At 59.5% G+C, this 25,824-nt stretch carries 27 protein-coding genes and 1 pseudogene; 8 read left to right on the top strand and 20 right to left on the bottom strand.

Annotated features, from left to right (window positions below; genetic code table 11):
- Positions 1-72 precede the first annotated feature (72 nt).
- From KI237_RS08770 to KI237_RS08745, 6 genes are all read right to left on the bottom strand, one after another.
- The gene (locus KI237_RS08770; protein ID WP_014338829.1) at positions 73-576 is read right to left on the bottom strand and encodes a carboxymuconolactone decarboxylase family protein; all 504 of its coding nucleotides are present in this window, start codon (positions 574-576) and stop codon (positions 73-75) included.
- A 1-nt stretch (position 577) separates the two neighbouring features.
- The gene (locus tag KI237_RS08765) at positions 578-1,753 is read right to left on the bottom strand and encodes a thiolase family protein (protein WP_014338828.1); all 1,176 of its coding nucleotides are present in this window, start codon (positions 1,751-1,753) and stop codon (positions 578-580) included.
- Complete coding sequence (locus KI237_RS08760) at positions 1,750-2,652, bottom strand: 3-hydroxyacyl-CoA dehydrogenase (RefSeq protein WP_014338827.1); 903 nt, start codon at positions 2,650-2,652, stop codon at positions 1,750-1,752. The genes KI237_RS08765 and KI237_RS08760 overlap by 4 nt, the downstream gene beginning before the upstream one ends.
- Before the next feature lie 13 nt (positions 2,653-2,665).
- On the bottom strand, positions 2,666-3,517 hold the full coding sequence (locus KI237_RS08755) for a fumarylacetoacetate hydrolase family protein (RefSeq protein WP_034114489.1): 852 nt from the start codon (positions 3,515-3,517) through the stop codon (positions 2,666-2,668).
- The gene (locus KI237_RS08750) at positions 3,517-4,581 is read right to left on the bottom strand and encodes an amidohydrolase family protein (RefSeq protein ID WP_034114491.1); all 1,065 of its coding nucleotides are present in this window, start codon (positions 4,579-4,581) and stop codon (positions 3,517-3,519) included. Before KI237_RS08750 ends, KI237_RS08755 begins: the two co-directional genes overlap by 1 nt.
- A 333-nt stretch (positions 4,582-4,914) precedes the next feature.
- Positions 4,915-5,646, bottom strand: a complete 732-nt coding sequence (locus tag KI237_RS08745; protein ID WP_014338824.1) for a TetR/AcrR family transcriptional regulator — start codon at positions 5,644-5,646, stop codon at positions 4,915-4,917.
- 184 nt (positions 5,647-5,830) lie between these two features.
- Here KI237_RS08745 and KI237_RS08740 point away from each other — a divergent pair, with 184 nt between their 5' ends.
- On the top strand, positions 5,831-7,462 hold the full coding sequence (locus KI237_RS08740; RefSeq protein WP_102617433.1) for an ATP-dependent acyl-CoA ligase: 1,632 nt from the start codon (positions 5,831-5,833) through the stop codon (positions 7,460-7,462).
- A gap of 126 nt (positions 7,463-7,588) precedes the next feature.
- On the opposite strand, the gene KI237_RS08735 is transcribed toward KI237_RS08740, so the two are convergent.
- Positions 7,589-8,389, bottom strand: a complete 801-nt coding sequence (locus tag KI237_RS08735; protein ID WP_014338822.1) for an SDR family NAD(P)-dependent oxidoreductase — start codon at positions 8,387-8,389, stop codon at positions 7,589-7,591.
- Positions 8,390-8,490: 101 nt separating this feature from the next.
- On the opposite strand from KI237_RS08735, the gene KI237_RS08730 reads away from it, so the two are divergent.
- Positions 8,491-9,231, top strand: a complete 741-nt coding sequence (locus KI237_RS08730; RefSeq protein WP_014338821.1) for a DUF2889 domain-containing protein — start codon at positions 8,491-8,493, stop codon at positions 9,229-9,231.
- Positions 9,232-9,316: 85 nt separating this feature from the next.
- On the opposite strand, the gene KI237_RS08725 is transcribed toward KI237_RS08730, so the two are convergent.
- The 4 genes from KI237_RS08725 to KI237_RS08710 all read right to left on the bottom strand — a co-directional run bounded on the left by KI237_RS08725 (position 9,317) and on the right by KI237_RS08710 (position 13,193).
- Positions 9,317-9,892: an aromatic-ring-hydroxylating dioxygenase subunit beta gene (locus KI237_RS08725; RefSeq protein WP_014338820.1), complete on the bottom strand. Its 576-nt coding sequence runs from the start codon at positions 9,890-9,892 to the stop codon at positions 9,317-9,319.
- A gap of 89 nt (positions 9,893-9,981) precedes the next feature.
- Positions 9,982-11,382, bottom strand: coding sequence for a Rieske 2Fe-2S domain-containing protein (locus KI237_RS08720; protein WP_014338819.1), 1,401 nt, complete (start codon positions 11,380-11,382; stop codon positions 9,982-9,984).
- Positions 11,383-11,496: 114 nt separating this feature from the next.
- On the bottom strand, positions 11,497-12,495 hold the full coding sequence (locus tag KI237_RS08715) for a fumarylacetoacetate hydrolase family protein (RefSeq protein WP_102617434.1): 999 nt from the start codon (positions 12,493-12,495) through the stop codon (positions 11,497-11,499).
- Positions 12,492-13,193 carry an SDR family NAD(P)-dependent oxidoreductase gene (locus KI237_RS08710; protein WP_014338817.1) on the bottom strand — a complete coding sequence of 234 codons (702 nt, stop codon included), beginning with the start codon at positions 13,191-13,193 and terminating at the stop codon, positions 12,492-12,494. The genes KI237_RS08715 and KI237_RS08710 overlap by 4 nt, the downstream gene beginning before the upstream one ends.
- 139 nt (positions 13,194-13,332) lie before the next feature.
- Between KI237_RS08710 and KI237_RS08705 the strand changes: the two genes are divergently transcribed.
- On the top strand, positions 13,333-13,731 hold the full coding sequence (locus tag KI237_RS08705) for a Zn-ribbon domain-containing OB-fold protein (RefSeq protein WP_014338816.1): 399 nt from the start codon (positions 13,333-13,335) through the stop codon (positions 13,729-13,731).
- Positions 13,731-14,921: a thiolase family protein gene (locus KI237_RS08700; protein WP_212799526.1), complete on the top strand. Its 1,191-nt coding sequence runs from the start codon at positions 13,731-13,733 to the stop codon at positions 14,919-14,921. Before KI237_RS08705 ends, KI237_RS08700 begins: the two co-directional genes overlap by 1 nt.
- A gap of 9 nt (positions 14,922-14,930) precedes the next feature.
- Here the strand turns inward: KI237_RS08700 and KI237_RS08695 are convergent.
- The 6 genes and pseudogenes from KI237_RS08695 to KI237_RS08670 all read right to left on the bottom strand — a co-directional run bounded on the left by KI237_RS08695 (position 14,931) and on the right by KI237_RS08670 (position 19,043).
- A pseudogene (locus tag KI237_RS08695) lies at positions 14,931-15,715 on the bottom strand (IclR family transcriptional regulator).
- A gap of 64 nt (positions 15,716-15,779) precedes the next feature.
- The gene (locus KI237_RS08690) at positions 15,780-16,064 is read right to left on the bottom strand and encodes an MFS transporter (RefSeq protein ID WP_014338813.1); all 285 of its coding nucleotides are present in this window, start codon (positions 16,062-16,064) and stop codon (positions 15,780-15,782) included.
- Positions 16,065-16,098: 34 nt separating this feature from the next.
- Complete coding sequence (locus KI237_RS08685) at positions 16,099-16,983, bottom strand: fumarylacetoacetate hydrolase family protein (RefSeq protein ID WP_014338812.1); 885 nt, start codon at positions 16,981-16,983, stop codon at positions 16,099-16,101.
- Between the two features lies 1 nt (position 16,984).
- Positions 16,985-17,935: a VOC family protein gene (locus tag KI237_RS08680; protein ID WP_102617435.1), complete on the bottom strand. Its 951-nt coding sequence runs from the start codon at positions 17,933-17,935 to the stop codon at positions 16,985-16,987.
- A 61-nt stretch (positions 17,936-17,996) separates the two neighbouring features.
- A complete protein-coding gene (locus KI237_RS08675; protein WP_034114552.1) occupies positions 17,997-18,755 on the bottom strand; it encodes an SDR family NAD(P)-dependent oxidoreductase in 759 nt (252 codons plus the stop codon).
- A 51-nt stretch (positions 18,756-18,806) separates the two neighbouring features.
- Positions 18,807-19,043, bottom strand: a complete 237-nt coding sequence (locus tag KI237_RS08670; RefSeq protein ID WP_014338809.1) for a ferredoxin — start codon at positions 19,041-19,043, stop codon at positions 18,807-18,809.
- Positions 19,044-19,395: 352 nt separating this feature from the next.
- Between KI237_RS08670 and KI237_RS08665 the strand changes: the two genes are divergently transcribed.
- The 4 genes from KI237_RS08665 (at position 19,396) to KI237_RS08650 (ending at position 23,184) form a co-directional block, all read left to right on the top strand.
- Positions 19,396-20,658: an MFS transporter gene (locus KI237_RS08665; RefSeq protein WP_014338808.1), complete on the top strand. Its 1,263-nt coding sequence runs from the start codon at positions 19,396-19,398 to the stop codon at positions 20,656-20,658.
- A gap of 33 nt (positions 20,659-20,691) precedes the next feature.
- Entirely contained in the window at positions 20,692-21,012 is a 321-nt protein-coding gene (locus KI237_RS08660; RefSeq protein ID WP_014338807.1) for a 2Fe-2S iron-sulfur cluster-binding protein, read from the top strand.
- 20 nt (positions 21,013-21,032) lie between these two features.
- Positions 21,033-22,268 carry an NAD(P)/FAD-dependent oxidoreductase gene (locus KI237_RS08655; protein WP_014338806.1) on the top strand — a complete coding sequence of 412 codons (1,236 nt, stop codon included), beginning with the start codon at positions 21,033-21,035 and terminating at the stop codon, positions 22,266-22,268.
- Between the two features lie 82 nt (positions 22,269-22,350).
- Positions 22,351-23,184, top strand: a complete 834-nt coding sequence (locus KI237_RS08650) for an oxidoreductase (protein WP_014338805.1) — start codon at positions 22,351-22,353, stop codon at positions 23,182-23,184.
- Positions 23,185-23,240: 56 nt separating this feature from the next.
- Here the strand turns inward: KI237_RS08650 and KI237_RS08645 are convergent, their stop codons facing one another.
- The 3 genes from KI237_RS08645 to KI237_RS08635 are packed head-to-tail and all read right to left on the bottom strand — an operon-like array spanning position 23,241 to position 25,750.
- Positions 23,241-23,591, bottom strand: a complete 351-nt coding sequence (locus tag KI237_RS08645) for a nuclear transport factor 2 family protein (RefSeq protein WP_014338804.1) — start codon at positions 23,589-23,591, stop codon at positions 23,241-23,243.
- A 23-nt stretch (positions 23,592-23,614) separates the two neighbouring features.
- The gene (locus KI237_RS08640; protein WP_014338803.1) at positions 23,615-24,916 is read right to left on the bottom strand and encodes an MFS transporter; all 1,302 of its coding nucleotides are present in this window, start codon (positions 24,914-24,916) and stop codon (positions 23,615-23,617) included.
- A 45-nt stretch (positions 24,917-24,961) separates the two neighbouring features.
- Positions 24,962-25,750, bottom strand: coding sequence for an SDR family NAD(P)-dependent oxidoreductase (locus KI237_RS08635; RefSeq protein ID WP_014338802.1), 789 nt, complete (start codon positions 25,748-25,750; stop codon positions 24,962-24,964).
- Positions 25,751-25,824: the final 74 nt, after the last annotated feature.

Genomic DNA, 25,824 nt, shown 5'->3' with positions numbered 1-25,824 from the left:
TCATAGGCCTTGCCCGAACACTATTGGACACTTATTAAAAAATAGATCATATATACCTCGACATCGAAGGTATCAATAGGCCTGCTGCACCAGGGTCATACGACCTCCAGCCAACATCAGCGCGCAATACAGCCCAAGCTCTACCACTTGGGCCGTGGAGAAGAAGTCCCCAAGCTGGAGGAAATCGGTGTCGTCAATTGCCAGGTAGTCGCCGGCAAACAACTCGGCATAACGCAGCGCAGCGCGCTCGGCTGGCGTGAAGGACGCGCTGTCCGTTGCCATGCACGCAATATCTTCCTCAGTGACCGCATCGGACTTACGCGCCAGTTGGCAGGCCTTGCAGGTGGTGATGCTGGCAATCTTCAGCCGCACCAGCTCGCGCAAGCGCTCATCGAGCACACTGTCGTTGTGCAAGCTCTCCATCAAGCCCAGCCAAGCCAGCGCTACCGCCGGTCGATGCGCCCAGACCTGAACCGGCGTCGTGGAACTGAGCATGCGGCTGTACCGACCACGCTCGACTGCGTCCTGCAACGCAACCGGCATGGCCTCCAGCGAAACCAGCGGTAGGCGCGCCATCTCAATCGAGCCGTTCGATGATGGTCGCCGTGCCCATGCCGCCAGCGCAGCAAATGGCTTGCAGGCCAAAACGACCACCACGGCGTTCGAGCTCGTTCAACAAAGTCGTCATCAATCGCGCACCGCTGGCACCCAACGGATGACCGAGGGCGATGGCGCCACCGTTGACGTTCAACTTATCGTGAGGCACACCGGTTTCCCGCATCCACGCCAGCGGCACGGAGGCAAACGCCTCATTGACTTCGAACAGGTCGATGTCGTTGATGCTCAGCCCGGCCTTGCTCAATACCTTCCAGGTGGCATCGATGGGGCCTGTGAGCATCAACGTCGGATCGGAACCGACCGTGGTGAAGGCCACAACCCGCGCGCGCGCCCTGAGCCCGAGTTTTTTCGCGGTTTCGGCACTCATCAACAATAAAGCCGCAGCACCATCGGAGATCTGCGACGAGTTGCCAGCCGTAATGCGTCCAGTGTCCGGACGAAAACTGGTCTTAAGCGTCGACAGCTTTTCCCGCGACGTGTCACGACGAATGGTTTCATCCTGACGCAACACAGCGGCCGGCGCCGCCAGCACCCGCTCAGACAACTCCTCGACCGCAACCGGCACGATTTCATGATCGAAATAACCGGCATCGGACGCCGAGGCGGCGCGCTGATGACTGGCGAACGCAAAATCATCCAGGGCATCACGGCTGAGCCCCCATTTGTCGGCGATACGCTCGGCTGCCTCGCCTTGACCAGTCAGTTCATAACGCTGCGCCACCATCCAGCCAAACGCCTCGCCGTGAATTTCGCGATTGCTGCCCATGGGCACGCGGCTCATGTTTTCCGCGCCCCCCGCCACCACGACATCAGCGGCGCCAGCAGCAATAGCGCCAGCAGCCACATGCACCGCCACTTCACCCGAACCACATTTGCGGTCGATGGTCAGCCCCGGAACAGTCACTGGCCATCCGGCACCGAGCAAGGCTGTGCGGGCGATGTTGGCGGACTGCTCACCGATTTGCGTGACGCAACCGAAGATCACATCATCGACCAGATTCGGCGACACATCGACCCGCTCCAGCAAGCGGTTGAGCACCAGCGACCCAAGATGATCGGCGCGCACGCTGGCAAGGCCGCCACGGAACTTGCCGATTGGCGTACGTACGGCATCAACGATGACGATGTCTTTCATAGCGCGCTCGCCTTGAGCCCCGAACCCGGAACTTGTTTACCCTCTTCATAGCGGTAGACCCCCTGCCCCGACTTGCGACCCAGCCGCCCGGCGGCAACCATTTTGATGATCAGCGGGCAAGGCCGGAATTTTTCGCCCAGGGTCTGGTGCAAATAGCGCAGCACCGACAACCGCGTATCCCAACCAGTCAGGTCACCCAGCTCCAATGGTCCCATCGGATGGTTGAAGCCCAGGCGCAACGCCGTGTCGATGTCTTCGGCGGTCGCCGTACCCTCCTGGAGCATCCACATCGCCTCGTTACCCAAGAGCGCAGACATGCGGCTGGTGGTCAGTCCTGGCGATTCATTGACGACGATAGAGGTTTTGCCGATCTGCTCACACAGGGTGCGCGTACGCGCCACGACTTCATCGCGAGTGGCCAACCCTCGCACCAGCTCCACCAGCTTCATCTTGTGCACGGGGTTGAAGAAGTGCATGCCGATCACGCGATCCGAACAGTCCACCGACGCAGCAATTTCGGTCACGCTGAGGGCCGAAGTATTGGTCGCGATAATCGCGTCCGGTGCCAGCAGTGGCGCCGCCTGAGCGATAACGGTTTTCTTCACCGCCAACTGCTCGGACACCGTCTCCACCAACCAATTTGCGCCACTCGCGGCTTCGCTCAGGTCGCTGCAGGTCAGCAGGTTGGCCAGGGACTGCTGGGCTTTTTCGTCACTGACTTTGCCCAGGCGCACACCATCGGCAAGGATCTTTTCGATGCTCGCCCTGGCATTTGTCAATGAGGCGGCATTGGTATCGACCAGCAACGTGTTGAACCCGGAGCTGGCGAACGCATGTGCAATACCGGTACCCATCAAGCCAGCACCGACGACGACTACTTTTTCTTTATTGGCGTTCATGTTTGGCTCTCGATTAGGCGCAGTTCTTTTTACTGACCACATTGCGCAACGTGCCAATGCCCTCGACGCTGGCTTCGACCACGTCGCCTTCCTTGAGGAACACACCGGTGCCCATCCCCACCCCCGCTGGCGAACCGGTGAATAGCACGTCGCCACCGGCGAAACTCGAACGCTGCTGCACGAAGCGGATCAGTTGACCGACATCCCAGGTCATTTCCGCTGTCGATCCGTCCTGACGTACTTCACCGTTCACCTTCAAGGTCAGGCGCAGCCGCGGCGAACCTTCCGGGAACTCGTCCTTGGTGACGATCCAGGGCCCGAGGCCGGTGGTCTGGTCCTGGCTTTTCGCCGCGAACAGGTCCATGCCAATCCCCGCAGGCCCGCTGCGTTGCAGGTCTCGGGCACTGACGTCGTTGCCGACCGTGTAACCGAGCACGCAAGCCAGCGGGTTTTCCAGGTCGATCTCATCGGTGCCAATGACCGCGACCAACTCGACTTCGTGATCGAGCTCCTCAGTCAACGGAGGAAAGCGGATAGGGTCATTGGCGCCAATCAACGCGCCATAGGCCTTGAGGAATGCAACCGGCTGCGCCGGCGCCTGCAAGCCGAACTCCACCAGATGCTTGGCGTAATTGGCTCCCGCCACCACCACTCGGTTGACAGGCTCAATAGGCGGCAGCAAACGTACTTTGGAGAGCGGCAACGAGGGCCCGGCGAAACGTACCGAACTGATACCGCGCCCGGCCGCCACCGCGGGTGCCCAGTCTTTGAACTCTCCGCAAATGGGTGTCACCTGATTCTGAGCGACATCAACCACCGCCCAAAAAACCCCAGTATCAAAATACTCACAACGCGCCAGTTTCATCAGGCACCTACCTTGCCCAACTTGGCGGGATCCAAGTGCAGCAGGCGGCATGCGTTTTCATAGCGAATCTTGCGCAGGTCCGCGTCGGACAACTTCAAACCATGGGTCAGGTCGTGACGCACGGCATCGCTGCCGCCGAAGTTGCTGCCGTACAGCACGTGGTCTGCCCCAATGATATCGACCAGAGCCTGGCGCATCGGCACTTCATGCAGCTCGACGTCGAAGTAGAAGTTCTTCATGTACTCGAGCAGCGGCTTTTTGTTGTATTTGACGTCGAGGTTTTCGTTGGTCTTGGCCAGGCGACCGAGCTGGTACGGGACATAACCACCTCCATGGGTGATGTACACCTTCAAATCGGGAAAACGATCCAGCACACCGCCGCAAATCAGGTTCCAGAAACAGCGGCTTTCGTCGTACTGCATGCCTACGATGGCAGTGGTTTCGTAACGGTCATCATTGGCGTTCTTACCCCACGTGACCGACTGGTTGTAGCCGTGGATGAACATCGGCAGATCCAGGTCGCAGAGGGTTCTCCATACCACGTCGAGCTCCGGCGAATCGAACTCCAGGCCGCCGAAGTTGGCCCCTCCGGCGACCAAGCCCTTGGCGCCCAGCTCGGTGCAGGCGTAGCGCAATTCAGCCGCCGCCGCTTCGGGAGCATTGAGCGGTACATGGGCCCAGAACATCAGGCGATCAGGGGCGGCGGAGCAGTATTGCGCCAGCGTCTCATTGACGGTGCGGGCGAACGGTACGGCAAATTCGGCTTCGGTCCAGTACATGTAGCAATGGGATGGGACAGAAACCACCTGCAAATTCTGTCCCGCGGCATCCATGCCGGCCAGACGCGTTTTCGGGTCAGCCCAGCGAGCAAAATACTCCTCAAGCTTGGGACCGTTGCCCGAGCGCACGGCCGCCTTACGCTCGGGCGACCCAAGCCCGAGAATCCAATCACCTACACGCAGCTTGATATCGCCGTCGGCATGTTGTTCGAAGAACGGCCCCCAGTGAGGGTGCTGGTTGTAATAGCCAGGGTGTGGTGCGTGGGCGTGTAGATCGATAAGCATGTCTGGTACCTCGAGGTTGGCACTTTTTGTTGGTTTATTAGCGCGGCGCCTTCACATGGACAGGATCGACCCGTCACGAAAAGACTTACTACCAGGACCAGAGCTTAAATTTAAATTGAGCAGAAATCAAAATACTGTTCAATTTATTTTGAAAAATCGCCAGGAAGCCTGACGCAGGGCCTTCGACCTAAGTCTTGAAACGCATCGAGGGATTGGAAAGCACGAGCCAAGCTCGAAAAATGAGGAGTGCAGCGGCGAAAAAACTAGCGCCCGGAAACGCGAAGCCCTCGATATGCGAGGGCTTTAGTCAAGCGATGGGTGATTTGTCGAAGGTCAGCGGCGGGTACGGGATGTGGAACCCATGATCAGCGCACCCAGCAGTTTTTTCATCCGCACCGGGAACAAGCGTCGCCCCGCGGCTTCCGGCACCAGGATTTCGCTCAACACATAACGAATGATCATTTCGCAGATCAACTCACGGTCAAGACGTACCCCCAGGCGCTCGTCCCAATCGTCGAAAACAATGCCCAAGCCATCCTGAAAACGCACGATCGAATCGTGGAAAATCCGCCGGAAAAAACCCAACGCATAATCAGGGGCAACCACCAGAAGGCGCCGCGCCCGACTTTGCTCAAGGTAATTGTCGAGATAAGCGAACAGCGCATTCAGACGCGCTTCCGGATCACTGATATGCCCCAGCTCCTGGGACAGCGAGCTGTGGAAACTTTCGCGTTTGTGCCGCGAAAAAGTGTCCAGCAGATCTTCTTGGGAGGCGAAATAGCGGTAGAAGGTCCCCCGCGAAACACCCGCGACCTGACACACATCCAGGATCGAAATACGATCGGCACCGGACATCAACACCACTTCTTCAGTGGCCTTGAGGATATTGGCGATTGTCTCTTCCGAACGTCGGTTCGGCTTCACCTTGATCCCTGCCCCTCCATTGGCAGCGATACGTCGCTCGACCGGTTTAACCTGGCTCGCCCCTGTATCAGGCAACGCCTTTTTCTTCGTTCTGGAGGCCGGCGTAGGCGCTTCTGTTTTCAGGGATGCGGCTTTTGGCATGGATCGATGCGCTCAAGGAAAGTAAAGATGGCGCAACGTTACCACAGGATCTGGGCATAAATAACAGGATATGTTCAACTTATTGCTAAAGACATTTTCACATTTTCTATTTAGAATCTCATTCTCTCTTCAAAATAAAATCAGGCAACCCTTACCAACGTGGGCGCCTAAAAGGAGAAAACTGATGGGCAGCAGTGGAAATCCAGAGACGTGGGCAGTGGGAGAACGAGACACTGTTATCGATGCGTTAGATCGGGCGGTAGCAAGGCATCCAGACAAGATACTGCTGGATTTCAGCGGAGAGTTATACACATATTCACAGATTGACTCACTCTCAACAAAAATGGCGCATGCCTTGATCTCGCTGGGCGTCAAGACCGGTGACACGGTGCTGACAATGCTCGATAACAACATCGACGCAGTCACCACTTGGCTGGCCATTAACAAGCTCTGCGCCGTGAGCGTGCCAATCAACACCGCCCTCAAAGGGGAGTTCCTGCGCCATCAGATCGCCGATACCGGCACCTCGGTGGTGATCTGCGAAGCAGCCTACCTGCCGCGCATAACGCCACTGGCCGGACAACTGCACGACGTACAGCACATTCTCCATCGCGGCGCACTGGAGACAGTCCCCGATTGCCCGATTCATATTGCGCCATTGGATGCATGGCGCGGACATGACACGACCCCGCTGGTCAAGAAACCACAGCCTTCAGACCTGGCTTGCCTGATCTACACCTCAGGCACCACCGGCCCCTCAAAGGGCTGCATGATCAGCTACAACTTCATGTGCAATCTGGCGCGCCTGCAATTGCGTGCCGGTCCAGCCAGTGCCGATGACGTGACCATCACCCCGCTGCCGCTGTTCCACATGAATGCACTGTGCGTATCGATCATCGCCAGCATTCTGGTGGGCGCGCGCGCCGCCATTCTCCCGCGTTTCTCGGTCTCGAATTTCTGGCCTGAAGTGGAGCGCTCGGGCGCAACCATCGCCTCGATCCTGGGCGGCATGGGCGGCCTTCTCGCTCAAGCGCCTGACAATGAAGCGATGCTGCGCTGCGTCGGGCAGATTCATACCGCACGTGGCAACCCTTACACCGAAGAGACCAAGAAAATCTGGCGCGAGCGTTTCGGCACCCAACGGGTAGGCGGCAACGGCTATGGCCTGACCGAAGCCTGTGTCGTCACCTCGCTGGCGGCCGGGGAATACGCCGCGCCCGGCTCGTCGGGAAAACGCATCGCGGATTTTGACGTACGGATCGTCGATGACCTGGATCAGGAAGTACAACCCAACTGCGTGGGCGAAATCGTCGTACGCCCGCTACGTCCGGACATCATGTTCCAGGGCTACTGGCGTCGTCCGGAGGACACCCTTAAATTGATGCGCAATATGTGGTTCCACACCGGCGACATTGGCCGATTCGATGACGACGGCTTCTTCTACTTCGTCGACCGCAAGAAGGACTACATGCGCCGCCGGGGTGAAAACATTTCCAGCTTTGAAATGGAAGCCGCTTTTGCTGTTCACCCGGCACTGGCAGAAGTGGCGGTACATGCCGTCCCGTCAGAGCGGGGTGAGGACGATGTGAAGGTCACTGCCGTACTGCATGAAGGCGTAACGCTTGAACCGGAGCAATTGTTCCATTGGGCCACCGATTCGGTGCCCTACTACGCCCTGCCGCGCTACATCGAGTTTCGCAGCAGCTTGCCAAAAAACCCGCAGGGTCGGGTGTTGAAGTATCTATTGCGCGATGAAGGAAAAACCGAAACCACTTGGGATCTGGAAACCACATCGATCGTAGTGTCCAAAAATTAGCGGCCTCTTGCTTGGTACGCGCCAACACAGAAAGCCCGCTTTGAAGCGGGCTTTCGCGTTTTTTGGGTCTGGCGCCGTATCCGGTCACAGGAGCGAGCAAGCTCGCCCCCACATTTACGGGCTCAATCAGTACTCCCGCACGGGAACACCTTTCGGGCGGGAGTTGTAGCCGGGAAGGTGCAAGCCACCATCGACGTGAATAGTCTCGCCCGTGATAAACCGCGACATCTCCGACGCGAGGAACACCACCACCGGACCAATGTCGGCCTCAGGCTCGCCACAACGACCCAACGGCCGCATCGAAGCGGACATTTCGGCAAAGCCGGGGTTTTCCGCGGCGAGTTTGTGGAAGGTGGCCCCCATCGCGGTAGGGGCAATGGCATTGGTGCGGATGTTGAAGCGCCCCCACTCAGAGGCCGCGCTGCGGGTCAGTCCGACGATCGCTGACTTCGCTGTGTTGTAGTCGCCGTGCAGCCAGGCGCCGATCTCGATATCGATGGAATAGAAGTTGATGATTTTGCCGCCGCCCCGCGCCTTCATATGGGGCAGCGCGGCTTTCATTGCCCACCAGGCAGCCCATACCGTAGAGCCGAGGGTCTGCTCGAGCATGGCATCGGTTTTTTCTTCCAGAAGGACATTGGGCGTGGGAGCGAAGGCGTTATTGACCAGGATGTCCAGGCCACCAAACTGATCGACGGCCAATTGCACGGCGGCTTCGATATCGGTCTTGCTGCACACATCGGTCTTGATGAATACCGCCTGGGCGCCCAGCGCTTTCAACTCGGCGACTACAGCCTCGCCACTGGAAACATCCAGCTCGGCGACCACCACGGCAGCACCTTCTTTGGCAAAACTCAGTGCAATGCCGCGACCGATTCCGCCACCTGCACCGGTAATCAGCGCAACCTGTTCGTTTAGCAATGCCATAGCCACTCCAATTCTTGTTATTCAGTGAACATTTTTGTTTATAGTGTTCAACTATAGCTGATTTCTTCTGACCGAACAGTAGCGGAACAAGGATATCGAGAATGGCTGTATTTCGTCGCCGCGTGGACATCGTTGCTCATCATGCCCAGGCCACGGGGGAAGTCCGTGCCGCTCTGGAAGACGACTTCCACCACTTCCGCGTCTGGGTTCGTCACCATGAAGGTGAAGTCACCGCCATAGGCGGTGAAGCGTTGCGCTACCCCTATTCTCTGTGCCCACAGGCTTGCGATCAGTTACAGCAGTTGCTGGGCATGACATTGAATCGGATTGCCCACTCCGTCACCCGGCAGACCGACGCCAGCCATCAATGCACCCATTTGTTCGACCTGGCGGGCCTGGCCATTGCCGCCGCCGCGCGCGGTACTCACCAACGTCGCTACGAAATCAATATCGGCCGGCGCATCGACAACCGTACCCGCGCCATCTTGATACGCGATGGTAATCAAGACCTGACCTGGGACGTGAACGGCACCCTGATCGAAGGACCTGCGCCCTATGCCGGCATCAACCTTCGCGAAGGCATGGCCCGCTGGGCCCTCAACACCCTCAGTGAGGAAGCCGCCGAGGCAGCCCTGCTACTTCGCCGCTGCACGCTAATTTCGATGGGACGGGCCTACAACCTCGACGAACAGATTCACGCCTCGAGCACCGCCCGGTGCTACAGCCAACAACCCGAGCGCGCCGAACGGGCACTGCGAATGAAGGGCTCGACCCTGGACTTCAGCTATCAAGCATCAGCGCTGTGTGACCAGGACCAGGCGTGGCTCAGGCAGAAACGCTAGCCGCGCGACACTGGCGTAAAGACCGGTGCGGCCGATACCTCCAAGGGTTGGCGATCCGGACGCGAGCCGGATCGCCGATACCACCCTAGAGGAAAACAGCCAGGTTGGGCGTCCCGAGCACCGCCTGATCGATAATGACTTCGCGCCGTGCCAGCTTGAAGCCCGCCCCGCCGAGACGCAGCACGTCACGCCGTTCACCACTGATGATATCGACGTGGTGGTCTTTGAAACGGCTGCGGGTCAGCAGCAGGTAACTGGTCACCACGAACTCATCGGGCTTGTCGGTTTCTTCGACAAACACGTTGGTCACCAGACGCCGGGTACGCGAGGGAGGGTCTTCCGCCCAGGCGCTTTTGCCGGACAGGCGCAAAATGCGGCCCATGATCGAGCGGTAATCGTCGTGGTAATGCTGAACGCTGCGCACGATGGTGGTTTTCAGTTCCGCCGCCAGGCGCGTCTGGCGCAGCGGCACGGTGTACACCAGGTCGGTGTCCAGGCGCTCGGCCCATTCCTGTAGGCGGATCTGGTCGAGCAGCGTGGCTTCCTCGTACAAAAAGGTCACCACGTCGTTGTATATCGGCGACCCCACCGGCACCCGCTTGGTACCGACTGGGGAACCCGGCTGGATATCTTCCACGCCGCGCTGTTGAACCTGAGCCATGAGTCATTCCCTCACTGTTATTCTTGTTAATGCTGTTACCGCCGACGGCGGCCCGAGGACCGCAGTCGAACCTGGCCTGACAGCGGGCGTTACTGGTCATCCGATGCCGTCATCAGCTCATGCCAGTACAACCACCAGTGCCACTGGGTATCGTCCTTGGTGAAGCCTTCATTGACGATGCCGGGGCCAGGCCAGCCTTCAGGTGCGCCGGTTTCAAAGCAGGCCTGGTATTTCAGCGTGCTCTTGCGGCCCATTGCCCCTTTGGCGGCCAGGGTCATGTGCGGCCAGGTGTCGGAGTCATCCTGCTCAACCATGCCAGAGGTGCCGAACAGCTGGATGGTTTGCTTGAGCATCTTGTCGCGCAGTTCCGGGGAGGCGTCTTTCTCGGCAAACACCCAGTTGACGAACTCGAGCTTGTCCGGGCCTTGCGGTACGTAAGCATGCAGGGTCATCGAGCCAACGACAGAGCCATCTGGCTGCGGAATGTAGACAAAGCCGAAAAGAATGTTCGGGAACATCCCACCGACCTGGGGCGGCATGCTGGTGAGCACGTTCAATTGATCTTCGGTCAGATTGCGTGCCAACTGCTCGACCATGTCGGCCGTCATGCCGGCCGGCGGCAATGCTTCAAGTTTCTGCTGCACAGTCAACTCCGCCGGATCGAGGCCGGTCAGGCGCTTGATCTTGCGCGCCAGGTCGATGCAGCGCAGTGCATGACCGTGCGGCGAGCTGATTTCCACGCCAATCATTTCCGGGCTGAGGTCGGCTGTCTCGCCCTCGCCTTTCTTGGCGTAATTACCCACCTCACCCAACCAACGGTGCAGGGTCAGCGTGTGGAAACCGTCCGCCGCCGATTGCTCGCCCGCCGTTTTCCAGTTGGCGTTGACGATAAAGCGCTGCGGTGGGCCGAGGACTTCCATGCCCTTGTCGGAGCGACAGAACAGCATGTCGTAATACCACTTGGCATCGCCCAGGAACTCGTCGAACGAGGGCCCATCGATATTCCAGGTGGCAAATACCAGGCCGCCATACAGCGTGACCCGCGCCTTCTTCAGGCCCAGTTCTTCCTTGGGCAACATCTTGCCGTGCATGCATTCACGTTCGACGGGCGAGCCGATGAAATCGCCATTGGGGCGGAACGCCCAGCCGTGATAGATGCATTTATGAATTTGCGTATTGCCGCAGTCGGCGGTGCTGATGCGCATCCCGCGGTGCGGGCACACATTAAGGGTCACGAACACCTCGCCCTGCTTGCCACGGGCCACAATGACGGAATCGGACCCCAGGTCTCGGACCATGAAGTCTCCGGAGTTGGGAATTTCCGACTCGTGCCCCAGGAGTACCCAGATCTTGCCGAAGATCTTTTCCATCTCCAGTTCGTAAATTTCGCGGTCAGACAACACGCGCATTTGCACTTCACGGCTAGAGGGGTAGATGAGGTCCGAGACCTTGGTTCCATCGGACAATACGGGGCTTGTTTTTGTTAGCATGATTGCCTCCTGATCAGAGCGTTACACGGTTGGTCGCCACAAAATATAAGACACTTTCTATATTTCTGTACATTTAATTCGCGAGCGGTGAATGTCTCCGTCCTCGCATCATAGTCATTCCCTGTCGGGCGCCTTGCCCACTTGAGTCCGCAGCACGCCAATGCCATCGATCTCCAGCTCAACCACGTCGCCGGGTTTCAAATAACGCAATTGCTCCAGGCCACAGCCGTTGCCGACCGTGCCGGAACCAAGAAACTCACCGGGGTACAAGGTTTCCGAACGGGACACGTGGGCAATCACGTCTTCAAAACTCCAGCGCATATCACGGGTATTGCCGCGCCCCCACTCCTCCCCATTGACCCGGGCAACCATATTCAGATCGTGGGGATCACCCAGTTCATCGGCGGTCACCAGGCATGGCCCCATGATGTTGGCGGTGTCGAAATCCTTGCTCTTGGCCGGACCGAGCATGCCGGGCATTTCCAGGGCCTGCGCGTCGCGCGCACTCATGTCGTTGAAGATGGTGTAACCGACGATATGCCCACGGGCTGCTTCACGGCTGATGTCCTTGCCGCGCTTGCCGATGTAGCAACCGAACTCCAGTTCGAAATCCATCGCCCGGCTAAAGCTCGGCCATTGGAATTCATCGTCGATGCCAATCACCGCGAAACGGTTGCCCTTGTAGTAGATGGGCTGCTGGTTGAAGGTCTCGATCACCCGGTCGTCGGCACGAGTGTTCATCGCTTTCAAAGTAGCTTCCGGATCTTCGGTACTTAGCGCACGGGCGCGACGGGCCGCAGCGAAGCTCTGGCGCAGATGCAATTCGAAGCACGAACAGTCGCGCATCTGTGGGGGTGGCTGAATCGGTGCGCGCAGTTTCACATTGGCACGTTCCAGCACCGCCGCCGAGGGTGCCTTGGCCACCAGCGAACGGGCCAATTCCAGCGCCGGCTCACCGCCCTCCACCAAGGCCAGAATGCTGCTCAGTGCCACACTGTCGCGACTTTCCAGCAAGCGGTAAGCCCTTTGCAGGTCGAGCACCTGCTGGTCCTGGTTGAGCAAGGCTCCTGCGCGGTCAAAGCCTTCGGCGTCGGTATAGGTCACCAGTCTCATACGCGACCACTCACGGGCAACAGCGCACCGGTTACAGCGGCAGCATCATCCGACAGCAGAAAGGCCACCACCGCCGACAACGCTTCTGGCGTCACCCAGCGGCTGCTGTCGGCATCCGGCATGTCGGCACGGTTGGCTGGGGTATCGATGATGCTTGGCAGCACGGCGTTCACCGTCACGCCACGCTCCTTCAACTCTTCGGCCAGGGCTTCGGTCAACCGGGCCACACCAGCCTTGGAGGCCGCATAAGCCCCCATCCCCGTTTCGGCCTTGACCGACGCCAGCGCACCGATATTGACGATGCGTCCCGCGTTGGAGACCAACAGGTGCGTCAGCGCCGATTGAGAACTGATGACCGCGGTACGCACGTTTATCTGATAGAGGCGATCCCAAGTCTCCAGGCTGCCGCCTTCGACGGTCTCCCAGGCAAAACCGCCCGCGACATTGACTAAACCATCGATGCCGCCCCACTGCGCCGCGACCTGCTCGAACGCCGCGCTGGCCGACTCGGTCGAGGTCAGGTCGACACCGCCCAGGCACAGCAGATTCTTTGTATCCAGCAAGGCGGCTGGCGCCTGGCTACGGTCCAGCAAAGCGACCCGGGCGCCGCGCGCCAGCAGGCATTTGCCAAGTGTGCTGCCAAGGGCACCAAACCCGCCGGTAACGACTACCCTCTTGTCCAGTAATGACTGGGACATCGCAAAATCCTCTTGTTGTTGTTTTACGGCGCGAACGGTCGATTCGTGCCTTCGTCGGAACAAATATATGACACTTTTAGAAAATATGTACAAATGATACCGTATGACTTCCAGTCAAATACTCACCTGCGGAGCGCTGATGCCCAGAAAACTACCTGCACTCAACGCCGACAACCGCGCCTTCTGGCAAGGTGGCGAACGGGGCGAACTGCTCGTTCATCGTTGCGCGGCCTGCAGCCGGTACTTCCATCCACCGGCCCCGCTCTGCCCGCATTGTGCAAGCTTTGACGTGGCACCGCAGGCGGTGTCAGGCAAGGGAAAAGTGCTCAGTTACACCATCAACCACCAGCCTTGGGCTCCTGACCTGGAGGTGCCCTATGTGGTGGCAATCATCGAGCTGGTCGAACAGTCCGGATTGCAGTTCGTAAGCAACATCGTGGGCATGCCGGTCACGGATGTGCATATCGACATGCCGGTACGGGTCAGCTTCCTCAATGTCGAGGATGTGTGGTTACCTCTGTTCGAGAAGGATCAGTGATGTTCGATCATCGTTATGAAAAAGACGTCGCCATCACCGGCGTCGGCCAATCGGAAGTCGGGCGCCCCTCGAACAAGTCGGCGATGCGCCTGACGCTGGATGCCTGCCTGGAAGCGATTGCCGACGCTGGCCTGCAACGCAGCGATATCGACGGCGTGGCCTGCTGGCCGGGCGACAACAATAACGGTGACCCGTTCTCCCCGGTCGGCCCCAGCGCACTGAAAAGTGCCCTTGGGCTCAACGTCAACTGGTTCGGCGGCGGTTATGAAGGACCTGGCCCACTCACTGGCGTGATCAATGGCGCCATGGCGATTGCGGCGGGCCTGTGTAATCACGTACTGGTGTTTCGTACTATCACCGAAGCGTCGGCTCGCAGGGTCAACAAACAAGCGGGCGCTCTCACCAACAAGACTCAAGGTCGCGACAGCAGCTACGCCTGGCAGTGGTTTACCCCTTTCAATGTGCAATCGGGCATCAACCTGATGGCGCTGTATGCCCAACGTCACTTCCATGAGTACGGCACCCGGCCAGAGCAACTGGCGCAAATCGCCCTGACGTGTCGCCAGAACGCCATGCGCAACCCCAAAGCGCTGTACCGAACGCCCATGAGCATGGACGACTACATGGCGTCGCGGATGATTTCCTCTCCTCTGCGCATGTTCGACTGCGACGTGCATTGCGATGCATCCACCGCCATCATCCTGTCGCGTCGCGATATCGCGCGGGATCTGTCGAACGCACCGATCCGCATCGAGGCCATGGGCGCGGCGTTGAACCAGCCATGGTCGTGGGACCAGATTTCCCTGACCAGGATGGCCGCCTTCGATGTCGGCCAGATGATGTGGGCACGCACCGACTACACTCCGCAGGACGTTGGCTCTGCGCAGTTGTATGACGGTTTTTCGATTTTGACCCTTATCTGGCTGGAAGCCCTGGGGTTGTGCCCGACCGGGGAAAGTGGCGGGTTTGTCGAGGGTGGCACGCGCATTGCGCTGGAGAGCAGCTTGCCCATCAACACCAATGGCGGGCAACTGTCTGGCGGGCGCACCCACGGCCTGGGTTATGTGCACGAAGCCTGCCTGCAATTGTGGGGGCGTGCCGAAGGCCGACAAACCCGCGAACACCGCGTCAGTGCGGTGGCCGCCGGCGGCGGTCCGCTGGGAGGCAGCCTGCTGTTGGTGCGCGAGTGACCGCGCGCCTCAGTAGAGAACGCCAGCCACTTCGTTACAGAACTCGATCAGCGCCTTGCCCAGTTCGGCAAGGCCCGCTTCATCCCGTTGTCCACGGAACATCACCGCTGAAACGGTGAAGTCGATGCTGTTGGTCGGTGAGTAGACCGGCGCCGCAATGGCAAGAATCCCCCCGAGAAATGGCCATCATCCACCGCCCAACCACGCTCGGCAGCTTGTCTCACTTCCTTGCGGTAAACCTCCAGCGACAGCGGTTGAGCCCAGCGGATGGTCTCGAAACTGCTTTGTACCTCGGGGTCGTCAAGGTCGATCTGCGTGGCGAACAGACGGCCACTGGCACCCATCAGAATCGGCAGGCGCTGACCTTCGGCCATGTCGATGCGCACATCGGTCGGGCTGGCCGCGGAGCTGACAATGACGATGCGATCAGGGCTCATCTTGCGCCACAGGGTGATGGTCACTCGCAGGCGTGCAGCCAGGTTCTGCAACAGGGGTTTGGCCATCTGTACGCGGTGGCCCTGGGTGACCAATTGCTCGACTAAACGCGCCAGCCCCAGGCCCACGGAGTAACGCTTGGACATGGGACTGAAATCAACCACTTCCTCCTGGACCAGGGTGCGCAGGATATTGAAGCAGGTGCTGGGATTGATCTTCAGTTGCCGGGCGATATCCACCGAACGTTCCGGTGTGCCCACCTGACTGAGGTAGCGCAGGATGCGAATGGCGTTGGAAACGGGCTTGACGAGGGTTACGCCGGCCGATTTGGTGCTGTCATTGACGTCAGTGAATTCCATGCCCGATCCCGTCACTTTAAAGTGCCGGCATTCTAGCCTGAGAATGAACGACAACGTGAAAGTTTTATCTGGGAATTAGTCGAACACTTGAGACGGAGTATTTCTCTAACGGCTGGTAAATCAGCCGGCGGGTTTGCAGGTTCTCTCGACGAAAACGCTCAATGAGACACTCCTGGGCATGGTCAGCCTGGGTCACCCGCATCTGCTGGCGCAGATACTCCAGCCAGGACTCGACAATAAAGCGCTCACTGTAGAGTTGCGGGTCCGCCATGTCGCGGTAAAGGCACCAGTTTTGCGCACCGTTGCGCCGTCGCGCCTTACCTACAGCGTACACGGCGATCAAATTCATCGCGCTCTGGCGCCGTCACTTGGTACAGGATCTTTCACTTATCCAGCGGCAGGCCCAGTCGCCCGACCGCACGGGCGGGGCTGAGCGGGCGTGGCGCAGCAATGGTATTGCGCAGTCGGCCGATGCCTTCGATTTCGGCCTCGACGCGGTCACCCGGGCGCAAAAAGCGCCCGCTTTCCAGCCCCACGCCGTGGGTGGAACCGGTAAACACCAGGTCACCCGGGCGCAGGCTGATGCGCGCATCCAAATAATTGAGCAACTCGTCCAAGGGAAAAATCATCTGCCGGGTATTGTCCTGCTGGCGCAACTCATCGTTGACGCTCAGGCGCATCTCCAGAGCCGGTTGCCCCCTGACGGCCACTTCGTCCGTGGTCACGATCCAGGGACCTACCGGCGTGGTGCGATCCATGGCTTTCTGCGTCAACAGGTCCAGGCGACCAATCTGCTTGCCGGCATCCCGAGCACTGATGTCATTGCCCACCGTGTACCCCAGCAGGCAATCGCTGGCATGGGGTTCATCCAGCAACGGTCGGCCCACCACGGCGACCAGTTCGACCTCATAGTCAAGTTGGGCGGTTAAGGGTGAGTAGTCGATATCGTCATCGGCACCGACCAGCGCCGACCCAGGCTTCATGTAGGCCAGCGGGTGCGCCGGCGCATCACTGCCCAGGCGCTTGAGATGACTGAGGTAGTTGAGGCCCACACCAAAGACGCGGCTGCCCGGCTCCAAGGGCGCGAGCAGGCGCGCGGCTGACAACGGCAACCATTGGCCTGCCAGGTCCAGGGCGTCTATCGCAAGATCCGCGCACAGCCCGACCCAGTGGGAAAACGGCGCGTTAATCCGCCGCAAATGCTCGGTTTGCCCATCCAACAGTGCCCAGAACGCCTGCCCAGCGACTTCGACCCGCGCCAGACGCATATCAGCGCTTGGCCAGGTACGTCGTCAGGTACTCGGCATCGAGCACTTCTTCCGGCGTCTTGACGCTGGGACCGAGAATCGGGCCAACCATTTCGTGGCCCCACAGGCTGAGTTTTTCCGGGTTCAACTCATAGGGATCGCCTTGCCATGGCTCGATTTCAGCAATGGTCTCGAAGGCAAAACCGGACGGATTGAAATGGTAGAACGACAGGTGCGGGTCCTGGGCATGTTGGCCGAGGGTCATCATCATCGGCAGCCCACGCTGGCGCACGATGTCGTAGGTTTCCCCGACATCCCGCACATTGCGCACGAACAGCCCGACATGCTGCACCCCCATGCGTCCCGGCCCATGGCCATAGGCAATATCATGGCTGGTGTGATGGTTGAGTTTGGAGCGGAAGAAACCGGTTCGCCCTTTGCCCGCACCCGCGCCATACCAACTGAAGCCCATCACGTTGAGCAGAAAGTCTTCCAGTTCCGGGGTGTAGTCCGGGGTGATCAGCACCACATGGCCCGCGCCCCGTTCGTCAGCCAGGAAACCACTGTGGGGACGCCCTGGCTGGAACGAGCGCGGCAGCCATTTCTGCCCGTAAAACAGTTCGTGCTGATACCCCACGGGGTCGCGGAAGCGCACCAATTCGCGCACACCGCGCTTTTCACACAATTGGGCGTCGCCACGGCTGTAGTCGACATTCGCCGCCGCCAGCTTCCTGATGCCCTCTTCGAACGCCATGCGCCCCACCGCTTCCCAGCCGATGTAGGCAATTCGGTCTACCTTGCCTGGATGAAAAGCGAAGCGATGGCGTCGATCGTCGATTTTGAAGTACAGCGACTCCGGGTCACTCTCGGGATTCTTGCCGATACCAAAGCCCATTACCTGCGGGCCGTACTCACGCCACGCCTCGAGATTGGGGGTTTCGAAGCCCATGTAACCGATACCGATGATGTCCACGTTATTCACCTTTTTATTGTTCGAGATGAAAGGTGCCTGCGGCACCCGCCCTGACGCCGCGCTAGACAGCCAGCAACCCACCGTCGATGACGAAGTCTGAACCGGTGATGAATGAGGCCTCATCCGAAGCGACAAATACCGCCATGGCCACCACTTCCTCAGGCTCGCCGGGGCGATCCATCAATACGCCGTCCAGCAGCATGGCGCGAATCTTCGGGTCTTCCAGAAACGGCCGGGTACCCGGGGTGGCGACAAATCCCGGACTCAAGCTGACCGCACGGATGCCGAACGGGGCGCCCTCCACCGCCAGCTGGCGAGTGAACGACACCACGGCCCCCTTTGCTGCCGAGTGGGCGCTGATGCCGGCGACTTTCGAGCCGCCCCAGGCTGCGGTGGACGATACGTTGATGATCACCCCGCGCTGCTCGGCCAGGTGGGGCCAGGCATACTTTGTGGTATAGAACAGCAGGTCGATTTCATTGCGCATGGTGTACTGCCAATCCTCGATCGACAGTTCGCTGACCAGTCCGAAACGAGCGGCGGAAGCATTGTTGTAGAGAATGTCGATGCGCCCATGTTCGGCGACGGCGGCATCGATCCAGGCCTGGGCCTGTTCATGATCGCCCAGGTCCACAGGCGCCGAGCCATACAGGGTATGGCCCTCGGCCCGCAGCAAGGCCGCCGTCTCCTCATGACCTTCGGCAACCACGTCGCAACCAACCACGATTGCGCCTTCGCGGGCAAAACGCAGCGCCGCCGCCCGGCCCTGGCCACCACCGGTACCGGTGATCAACGCCACTTTGTCTTGTAAACGTCCCATCAGCACACCCTCACCTCTGTGGTTATCACATTGCGGCAAACGTTCATGCCGTCAAACGGCTTCGTTTTCCGAGGTGATGGGTTCAAGCCAGATCGCCTCGGCGGGACAGGCGGCAGCGCCCTCACGGGCCTCCTCCTCCAACTCCGGGGGGATATGGGCGTCGTCGAAATACACCAGGCCATCGGCATCGAGCTTGTACAGGCTGGGGCAAATCGCGGCACATAAACCATAACCACAGCAGCGGCTACGGTCTACCACGGCTTTGAATTGCGCTTTTTCTGAACTCATTTTTTTCTCCTTATCAGGTTCAGCCTCGGCAAATTATGAACACTATTTTATTTTATGTGCAATTAATATTTGGCACGGCTATGCTGGCAGTCACCTGGGACGATCGCCGTGCCAGACAAAGATCCATGTGGGCGAACTTGCTCGCTCCCAGAGGCCCAGATTGGTCCGAAGGAGGCCCCCACGCAGGGAATTCGTTTGTCTATAAGTCAGATGGTTGGGCTGGACAAAGCGGAATTTTTGATTTTATTCTGAATAAAAAACCAGATTCTGTTCAAAGAATCTGCTGAGGGTGGATTCATTTCCCCCTTGTAGCAATGCTTGGCTCAACAAAACCTATAAGGAAGCCAACCCCATGCACCCGTCTACAAACCAAGCCGCAATCGATCCGCGCGAATTTCGACAGAGCTGGAAAATTCTCATTTTGTCCGTCGCCGGTGTTGCCATCAGCATCAATGCCGCCCTGCTCTATGGCTTCGGCACATTGGTCGTGCCGCTCGGCGATGCCTTTGGCTGGAGCAGAAGCGAGCTGCAGGCCTGCATCACCTTTCTGTTTGGCGGCGCCGTGGTGTCACTGCAACTGGTGGGTTGGTTCAACCTGCGCTATGGCATGAAGCGCGTCACGGTCATTTCCCTGCTGTTGTTGTCACTCGGCTACCTGGCGACAACCCAACTGACCCAATCGATCTGGTCGATGTACATCGCCTTTGCAGTGCTGCCGATCGTGGGCATGGGCGCACTGGCGGTGACCTGGACACAACTGTTGAGCCTTTGGTTTGACCGCAATCGCGGCCTGGCATTGGCCATCGGCCTGTCCGGCACCGGTCTCACCGCCGCCACTATTCCCCGGTTGATGGCATGGGGGATCGAACAATGGGACTGGCGCGCGGCCTTCGTGATTCTCGCCCTGCTCAACCTGCTGGTTTTGTTGCCTCTGATTCTGCTGTGGTTCAAGCTGCCCGCTGCGGCGGGTAGCCAAGACGACGGCCATGCACTGGAGCGATTGCCCGGCATGGGCTTTCGTGAGGGTATGGGCTCGCTGAAGTTCTGGACCTGCAACCTGGCGCTCAGCCTGGTGATTTCTTCGATCGTTGGCATGGTCACGAGCACCGTGCCCATGCTGCAATCCAGGGGGTTGTCCGCTGCGGATGCCGCCACCATTTTCAGCGGTTTTGGTATTTCGCTGATCTTCGGCCGGATGTTGATCGGCTATCTGCTCGATCGCCTGTGGCCACCGGCGGTGTCCGCGCTCAGCCTGGTGTTGCCCGCCGTCGGTTGTTTTATCTACCTGAGCCCCACCGCTGAATTTGCGCCGCTGATGCTGGCTGCCGTACTGATCGGCTTTGGCGCCGGGGCAGAATTCGATATTGCCGCCTTTTTGATTGCCCGCTACTTCGGCCTGCGCGAGTACGGTCGTCTGTTTGGCGTCCATCAGGGCTTGAATACCGTGGCTTCGGCGCTGGCGCCATTGCTTTTCGCCTACCTGCTGGCACGTACTGGTTCGTACACGGCAATGCTGGTGTACAGCGCCGCCTGTTGCCTGGTCGGTCCGCTGCTTTTACTGACCCTGGGACGCGTACCACGCTTCAATGCGCAACCACTTCCCAGCCAATCCTGAGCCCTCCCCCCACAACAAGAACCGGAGCAGAACATGCCCACATTGACGTTTATCGAACACAACGGCACCACCCATCAGGTCAAGGGCGACATCGGCCAATCGGTGATGCAAGCCGCGACCTTCGCCTCGGTGCCCGGTATTTCCGCCGACTGCGGTGGCGCCTGCAGTTGCGCTACTTGCCATACCTACGTGGACGAGGCCTGGCTGGGCAAGGTGCAAGCACCGCAAGGCATGGAAAGCGACATGCTCGAGTACGCCTTCGAACGCCGCGACAACAGCCGCTTGAGCTGCCAGTTGATCATCAGCCAAGAAATGGACGGCATGGTGCTGCACCTGCCGTCGTCGCAATTCTGAATGCACTTGAAGGAGCTCTCATGACCCTCGCCTCAGTCGTTATCGTCGGTGCCGGCCAGGCCGGCTTTCAGGTCGCTGCCTCCCTGCGTCAGGAAGGCTATGACGGGCGCATTACCCTGATCGGCGATGAACCAGGCCTGCCCTATCAGCGACCGCCGCTGTCCAAGGCCTATCTGCTCGGCAAAATCCAGGCGACCAATCTGCTGTTTCGCCCGGCGGACTTTTACGCCACCCAGCGTATTGAACTGCTACATGACCAGGTCAGCGCCATTGACCGCCAGAACCAACGGGTGATCCTGGCCTCGGGTGCGGCTGTCAGTTATGACCATCTGGTGTTGGCCACCGGTGCGCACAACCGTCCCCTGCCGGTTCCCGGCGCAGAGTTGGCGCAAGTGTTCGGTATCAAGACCAAAGCCGATGCCGATGCCCTGGCGCCGCTCGCGAAAGCAGCGCGCAACGTGGTGGTGATTGGGGCCGGGTTTATCGGCCTGGAGTTCGCGGCAGTGGCCGCTGCCTTGGGCGCCAGCGTGCACGTGTTGGAGCTGGGTGAGCGCCCCATGGCCCGTGCCGTGTCGCGGGAGATGTCTGCAGTGTTTCGCCAGGCCCATGAAGCCTGGGGCGTGCATTTTGACTTCCGCCAGGGCTTGAGCCGCATCGATGGCGACAACGGCAAGGTGTGCGCGGTGCAAACCGGTGACGGACGTGTCCTGCCCGCTGACCTGGTGGTCTTTGGTATCGGCGTGATCCCCAACGCGCAACTGGCGACCGAAGCAGGCCTGGACATCGAGAACGGCATCAAGGTAGACGCCAGCCTCCTGACTTCTGACCCGCGAATCTCCGCGGTGGGCGACGTCGCCAGTTTCCCTTGCCAGCAGAACGATGAACAACATACCCGCCTCGAGTCGGTGCAGAACGCCGTCGACCAGGCCCGCGCGGTCGTCGCGCGCTTGATGGGCAAGCCGGCGCCTTACAGCGCCCTGCCCTGGTTCTGGACCGATCAGGGGGACTTGAAGCTGCAGATTGCCGGGCTCTCCAATGGCTACGACAGCACCGTTGTCCTCGGCTCCGTCGACGAGAAACAAGTCTCTGTGCTGTGTTTCCGCAATGACCGCCTGGTGGCCGTGGAGTCTTGCAACCGCATGGGTGATCACATGGCCGCGCGCAAGATCCTCGCCCGCGCGCCCAAGCTGACGGCTGTCGAAGCCGCCGCTGACGGTTTCGACCTGAAGGCCTGGGAAGTGGCCAATCGCGACTGAGCACTGCGGACCTGTAAACCCGCAGCCGCGCCCGCCCCAAAGCTGACGCGGCTTTTTTTTGCACAATGCCTGGAGCGATGCGATGAACAAAGTCTGGTTTATTACCGGTGCGGCCCGAGGCCTGGGTGCCGCCATTGCCAAGGCCGCGCTGACCGACGGCGACCGTGTGGTGGTCAGCGGCAGGCGCACCGACGCGCTGGAAAATGTCTTCGCCGAGTATGGCGAGCGCGTGCTGGCAGTGGCCCTGGATGTGACCGATGAAGCCCAGGCGCTTGCCGCCGCAGAGAAGGCCGTTGCGCGTTTTGGCCGAATTGATGTGCTGGTCAACAATGCCGGCTACGGGCAACTGGGGCCCTTTGAAGACAATTTCGCCAGCGACGCCGACAAGCAGTTCGCGACCAACGTGTTTGGTGTGTTCAACGTCTGCCGTGCCGTCTTACCCATCATGCGCCAGCAACGCAGCGGCCATATATTCAATCTGTCCTCGATGGGCGGCCTGGTGGGCATGGGCGGTGCGGCGCTGTATTGCGCGTCGAAATTTGCCGTGGAAGGTTTTTCCGAATCACTGGCCCTGGAGGTGGCGCCGTTCGGTATCAAGGTCACGCTGGTGGAACCCGGCGTTTTCCGTACCGACTTTCTCGACGCCAGTTCAGCGGTCTTCGGTGCAGGTGGGCTAGAGGATTACGCAACATTCACCGCCAAGGTCAAAAGCGCTTCGGCCGCCTACAACCACCGGCAAACCGGCAGCCCGACGAAACTGGGCAGCGCGCTGGTACAGCTGGCCAACAGTGCGCAGCCACCGTTGCGTTACCTGGCAGGCTCCGACGCTTATCAGCAAGTCCGCGACAAGCTCGACAAGATGCTCGCGCAAATCGAGCAGTGGCGGCCGCTGACCTGCTCCACCGATGGCGAATAACCGCAGGTGCGCATAGCCTTTCTTGACAAAAGCTGCACGCACCAGGGCGTCCACGGTTACTGGTTGATGAAATAACGCACAGACAACTTGCCGTCTTCGAATCGGTACAACTCGATCGTCTCGATGCCACCTTGCTGCTCGCGAAAGGCGTTCAGGTGATGACAGGCCGCCTCATTGCCATTGACGATGCACTGGCGCACCTCCACGCGAATCTTCGGCTGCTGTAGCGCCCACATGCCTTCCAACACCTGCCAGGCATCATGCAGGGGTTTGCCGACATATTCGATACTCAAGCCATTGGCCGAGACGCTGCGGTAATGGGCGAAAAAACCCTCTTTGTCGCCTTTATTCCAGCAGTCGATCTGGCCGTGCAGGAAGTGCTCGATTGCTTGTTTGTCCATGCTCATATCAGGTTCATCCTCAGGTGGGGTCAGGCGTGTTGTCCTTGCTGCGGGTTTTGTTGACGGGCCAGGAATGCCGGCTCCATCTTCAACCACAACAGAATGATCGGACCGATGATGGCGCAACAGAAACAGCACACCAGCACCGCCGAATAACTGCCGTACACGTCATAAAGATGACCGAACAGCATGGGCACCAGCCCGGAGACGATGGTAATCAGGCACAGGTGCAAACCAAAGATTCGCGCGTAGTCCTTCAGGCCGAAATAGCGGGCCATCAGGAAGGCCGCCAGATCGAATTCAGCCCCGGCACTGGCGCCAATGCACAGGGTGGCAAGGACCAGCAACGAGGTGTTCTGCGCCCCGCCCAAGAGGAAGATCGCACAACCCAGCGCCGGTAGCGCCAGGCTCACGGCCGCGACCACCGAAGGTGAATAGCGATCCAGCAGATAGCCCACCAACAAACGTCCGCCGATGATGGAAATACCAAAGCTGCTGAAAATCTGACTGGCCTGCTGGGGGCTCAAGCCCTTGCTTTGCAGCATCGGCACGAGGTTGGTGACCATGCCGACGGTCAACGACACCGACAATATCAACGCGACGTTGAAGCCCCAGTACATCCCTGAGCGCAAGGCTTGTCTGAACGACATGCCAGTCAGTTGCGCAAGCGCTTTCTGAGGCGTGGCATCAGCACTGGCGAGCGGTGCCGGCATGCGTAACCACATCAATGACAAAGGCAGGGTAAACAGCATCGGCATCGCCGCCAACGCAATGAACCCGGCCTGCCAGCCGTAGGCGGCAATCAACCGCGACAACAGCGGCGGCAGAATCATCGCCATCAAGCCGGTGCCACACAGGATCACGGCCAGCGCCAACCCACGATTACGCTCGAACCACAGGTTGACCAGTTGTGTCCAGGTAATCGCAATGGTGCCGGCGCAGATGATCGGCATGATGAAGAATGCCAGGTACAACCAGCCAATCGAGCCCTGGATCCGGGTGATGGCCAGGTAACCGACGATCTGCAGCACCATCGAAACAATCGCCACTCGGCGCAATCCGTAACGGCGATACAACCCACCCACCAACTGCGTGGAAATCGCCACACCAGCAAACAGAAAGGTGATCGAGGCCTGCAAGTCGCCACGACTCCAGCCGAACGCCTGCTCCAGCGGAATCACCAGGGTGCCGAAGGAATACAGCAACGCAGCGGAAATGCTCGTGCAGATGCCAAACAACCCCAGCAGGACAATGTGCCAGCCACGCTTGAACTCGGAGAAATCATTGCCGGCGTGGGCCGAGGTGGTGCTGTTGCGTGTATTTGTAGTCATGACCTGACTCCCAGCGCGGCCCGCCATTGCGGACGCGCGACATGATTAGTGGCCCTTGAGGATTTCTTCGACTTTGGGCAGCGCGACCATGGTGGCGCCTCCATCCACCAGCAGCGAGGTGCCAGTGATGTAGGAGGCCTCGTTGGAGGTCAGAAACAGTACGGCATTGGCAATGTCGGCGGACTCACCCAAACGCCCCACGGGAAAATGTGCCGCGAGTTTATGCGGCAGTTCATTGCCCAGGGTTTCCAGCATATGGTCAGTGCCGATCAGCCCGGGCTCGACAACATTGACCAGAATATTCATGGCGCCGAACTCCACCGCCAAGCCACGAGCGAAGGCGTTCATAAAGGCTTTGCTGGAGCTATAGGCAATCAGTCGAGGCGTATATTTGCGGTTGGCTTCGCCGGAGGAGATGAATATCAACCGGCCTTTATCGACCGCCCGGGACAGGTAAAAGGCGCTGTCCTTGGCCAGCCAGAACAACGACTGGATGTTGCTGCGCACGATGTGATCGAAGGTGTCATCGGCCATGTCGGCGATCAATCCGTGGCTCGTATCGGCCGCGCAATGCACCACGATATCCAGGCCGCCAAAACGCTCCACGCCACCTTCCACCATCGACTTGATCGCCTCGCGGTCGGCGATGTCGCCACCGACCAGACAGGCCTCACCGCCCAGGGCCTTGATCTGGCTGATCGTTTCTTCGCCGTATCGAGCGGTGCGTGCCGATACGACCACCTTGGCGCCCTCGCGGGCATAGGCCAGGGCAATGGCACGGCCCATGCCTCGACCGGCACCGGTGACCAGCACGACTTTGTCACGGAATTTCATTGCGGTTCCTCATTGTTGTTATTAGAAGAGGCTTTTGACGCAGCGCGCGCGCCGGGTAACCCATCGCAACCCGG

Source organism: Pseudomonas sp. St316 (assembly GCF_018325905.1).
Classification (GTDB): Bacteria; Pseudomonadota; Gammaproteobacteria; order Pseudomonadales; family Pseudomonadaceae; genus Aquipseudomonas.
This window is presented reverse-complemented; position numbering and strand designations above follow the sequence as displayed.

Bases quoted from the DNA above. Each gene is read 5' to 3' on its own strand.
- KI237_RS08660 (WP_014338807.1), top strand. From the start codon at position 20,692: ATGCCCACATTGACGTTTATCGAACACAACGGCACCACCCATCAGGTC.
- KI237_RS08635 (WP_014338802.1), bottom strand. From the start codon at position 25,750: ATGAAATTCCGTGACAAAGTCGTGCTGGTCACCGGTGCCGGTCGAGGC.
- KI237_RS08745 (WP_014338824.1), bottom strand. From the start codon at position 5,646: ATGCCAAAAGCCGCATCCCTGAAAACAGAAGCGCCTACGCCGGCCTCC.
- KI237_RS08760 (WP_014338827.1), bottom strand. From the start codon at position 2,652: ATGAACGCCAATAAAGAAAAAGTAGTCGTCGTCGGTGCTGGCTTGATG.
- KI237_RS08690 (WP_014338813.1), bottom strand. From the start codon at position 16,064: ATGAATTTGATCGCCGTGTACGCTGTAGGTAAGGCGCGACGGCGCAAC.
- KI237_RS08685 (WP_014338812.1), bottom strand. From the start codon at position 16,983: ATGCGTCTGGCGCGGGTCGAAGTCGCTGGGCAGGCGTTCTGGGCACTG.
- KI237_RS08705 (WP_014338816.1), top strand. From the start codon at position 13,333: ATGCCCAGAAAACTACCTGCACTCAACGCCGACAACCGCGCCTTCTGG.
- KI237_RS08670 (WP_014338809.1), bottom strand. From the start codon at position 19,043: ATGAGTTCAGAAAAAGCGCAATTCAAAGCCGTGGTAGACCGTAGCCGC.
- KI237_RS08765 (WP_014338828.1), bottom strand. From the start codon at position 1,753: ATGAAAGACATCGTCATCGTTGATGCCGTACGTACGCCAATCGGCAAG.
- KI237_RS08730 (WP_014338821.1), top strand. From the start codon at position 8,491: ATGGCTGTATTTCGTCGCCGCGTGGACATCGTTGCTCATCATGCCCAG.
- KI237_RS08710 (WP_014338817.1), bottom strand. From the start codon at position 13,193: ATGTCCCAGTCATTACTGGACAAGAGGGTAGTCGTTACCGGCGGGTTT.
- KI237_RS08700 (WP_212799526.1), top strand. From the start codon at position 13,731: ATGTTCGATCATCGTTATGAAAAAGACGTCGCCATCACCGGCGTCGGC.
- KI237_RS08720 (WP_014338819.1), bottom strand. From the start codon at position 11,382: ATGCTAACAAAAACAAGCCCCGTATTGTCCGATGGAACCAAGGTCTCG.
- KI237_RS08750 (WP_034114491.1), bottom strand. From the start codon at position 4,581: ATGCTTATCGATCTACACGCCCACGCACCACACCCTGGCTATTACAAC.
- KI237_RS08645 (WP_014338804.1), bottom strand. From the start codon at position 23,591: ATGAGCATGGACAAACAAGCAATCGAGCACTTCCTGCACGGCCAGATC.
- KI237_RS08655 (WP_014338806.1), top strand. From the start codon at position 21,033: ATGACCCTCGCCTCAGTCGTTATCGTCGGTGCCGGCCAGGCCGGCTTT.
- KI237_RS08675 (WP_034114552.1), bottom strand. From the start codon at position 18,755: ATGGGACGTTTACAAGACAAAGTGGCGTTGATCACCGGTACCGGTGGT.
- KI237_RS08735 (WP_014338822.1), bottom strand. From the start codon at position 8,389: ATGGCATTGCTAAACGAACAGGTTGCGCTGATTACCGGTGCAGGTGGC.
- KI237_RS08770 (WP_014338829.1), bottom strand. From the start codon at position 576: ATGGCGCGCCTACCGCTGGTTTCGCTGGAGGCCATGCCGGTTGCGTTG.
- KI237_RS08715 (WP_102617434.1), bottom strand. From the start codon at position 12,495: ATGAGACTGGTGACCTATACCGACGCCGAAGGCTTTGACCGCGCAGGA.
- KI237_RS08640 (WP_014338803.1), bottom strand. From the start codon at position 24,916: ATGACTACAAATACACGCAACAGCACCACCTCGGCCCACGCCGGCAAT.
- KI237_RS08665 (WP_014338808.1), top strand. From the start codon at position 19,396: ATGCACCCGTCTACAAACCAAGCCGCAATCGATCCGCGCGAATTTCGA.
- KI237_RS08740 (WP_102617433.1), top strand. From the start codon at position 5,831: ATGGGCAGCAGTGGAAATCCAGAGACGTGGGCAGTGGGAGAACGAGAC.
- KI237_RS08725 (WP_014338820.1), bottom strand. From the start codon at position 9,892: ATGGCTCAGGTTCAACAGCGCGGCGTGGAAGATATCCAGCCGGGTTCC.
- KI237_RS08755 (WP_034114489.1), bottom strand. From the start codon at position 3,517: ATGAAACTGGCGCGTTGTGAGTATTTTGATACTGGGGTTTTTTGGGCG.
- KI237_RS08650 (WP_014338805.1), top strand. From the start codon at position 22,351: ATGAACAAAGTCTGGTTTATTACCGGTGCGGCCCGAGGCCTGGGTGCC.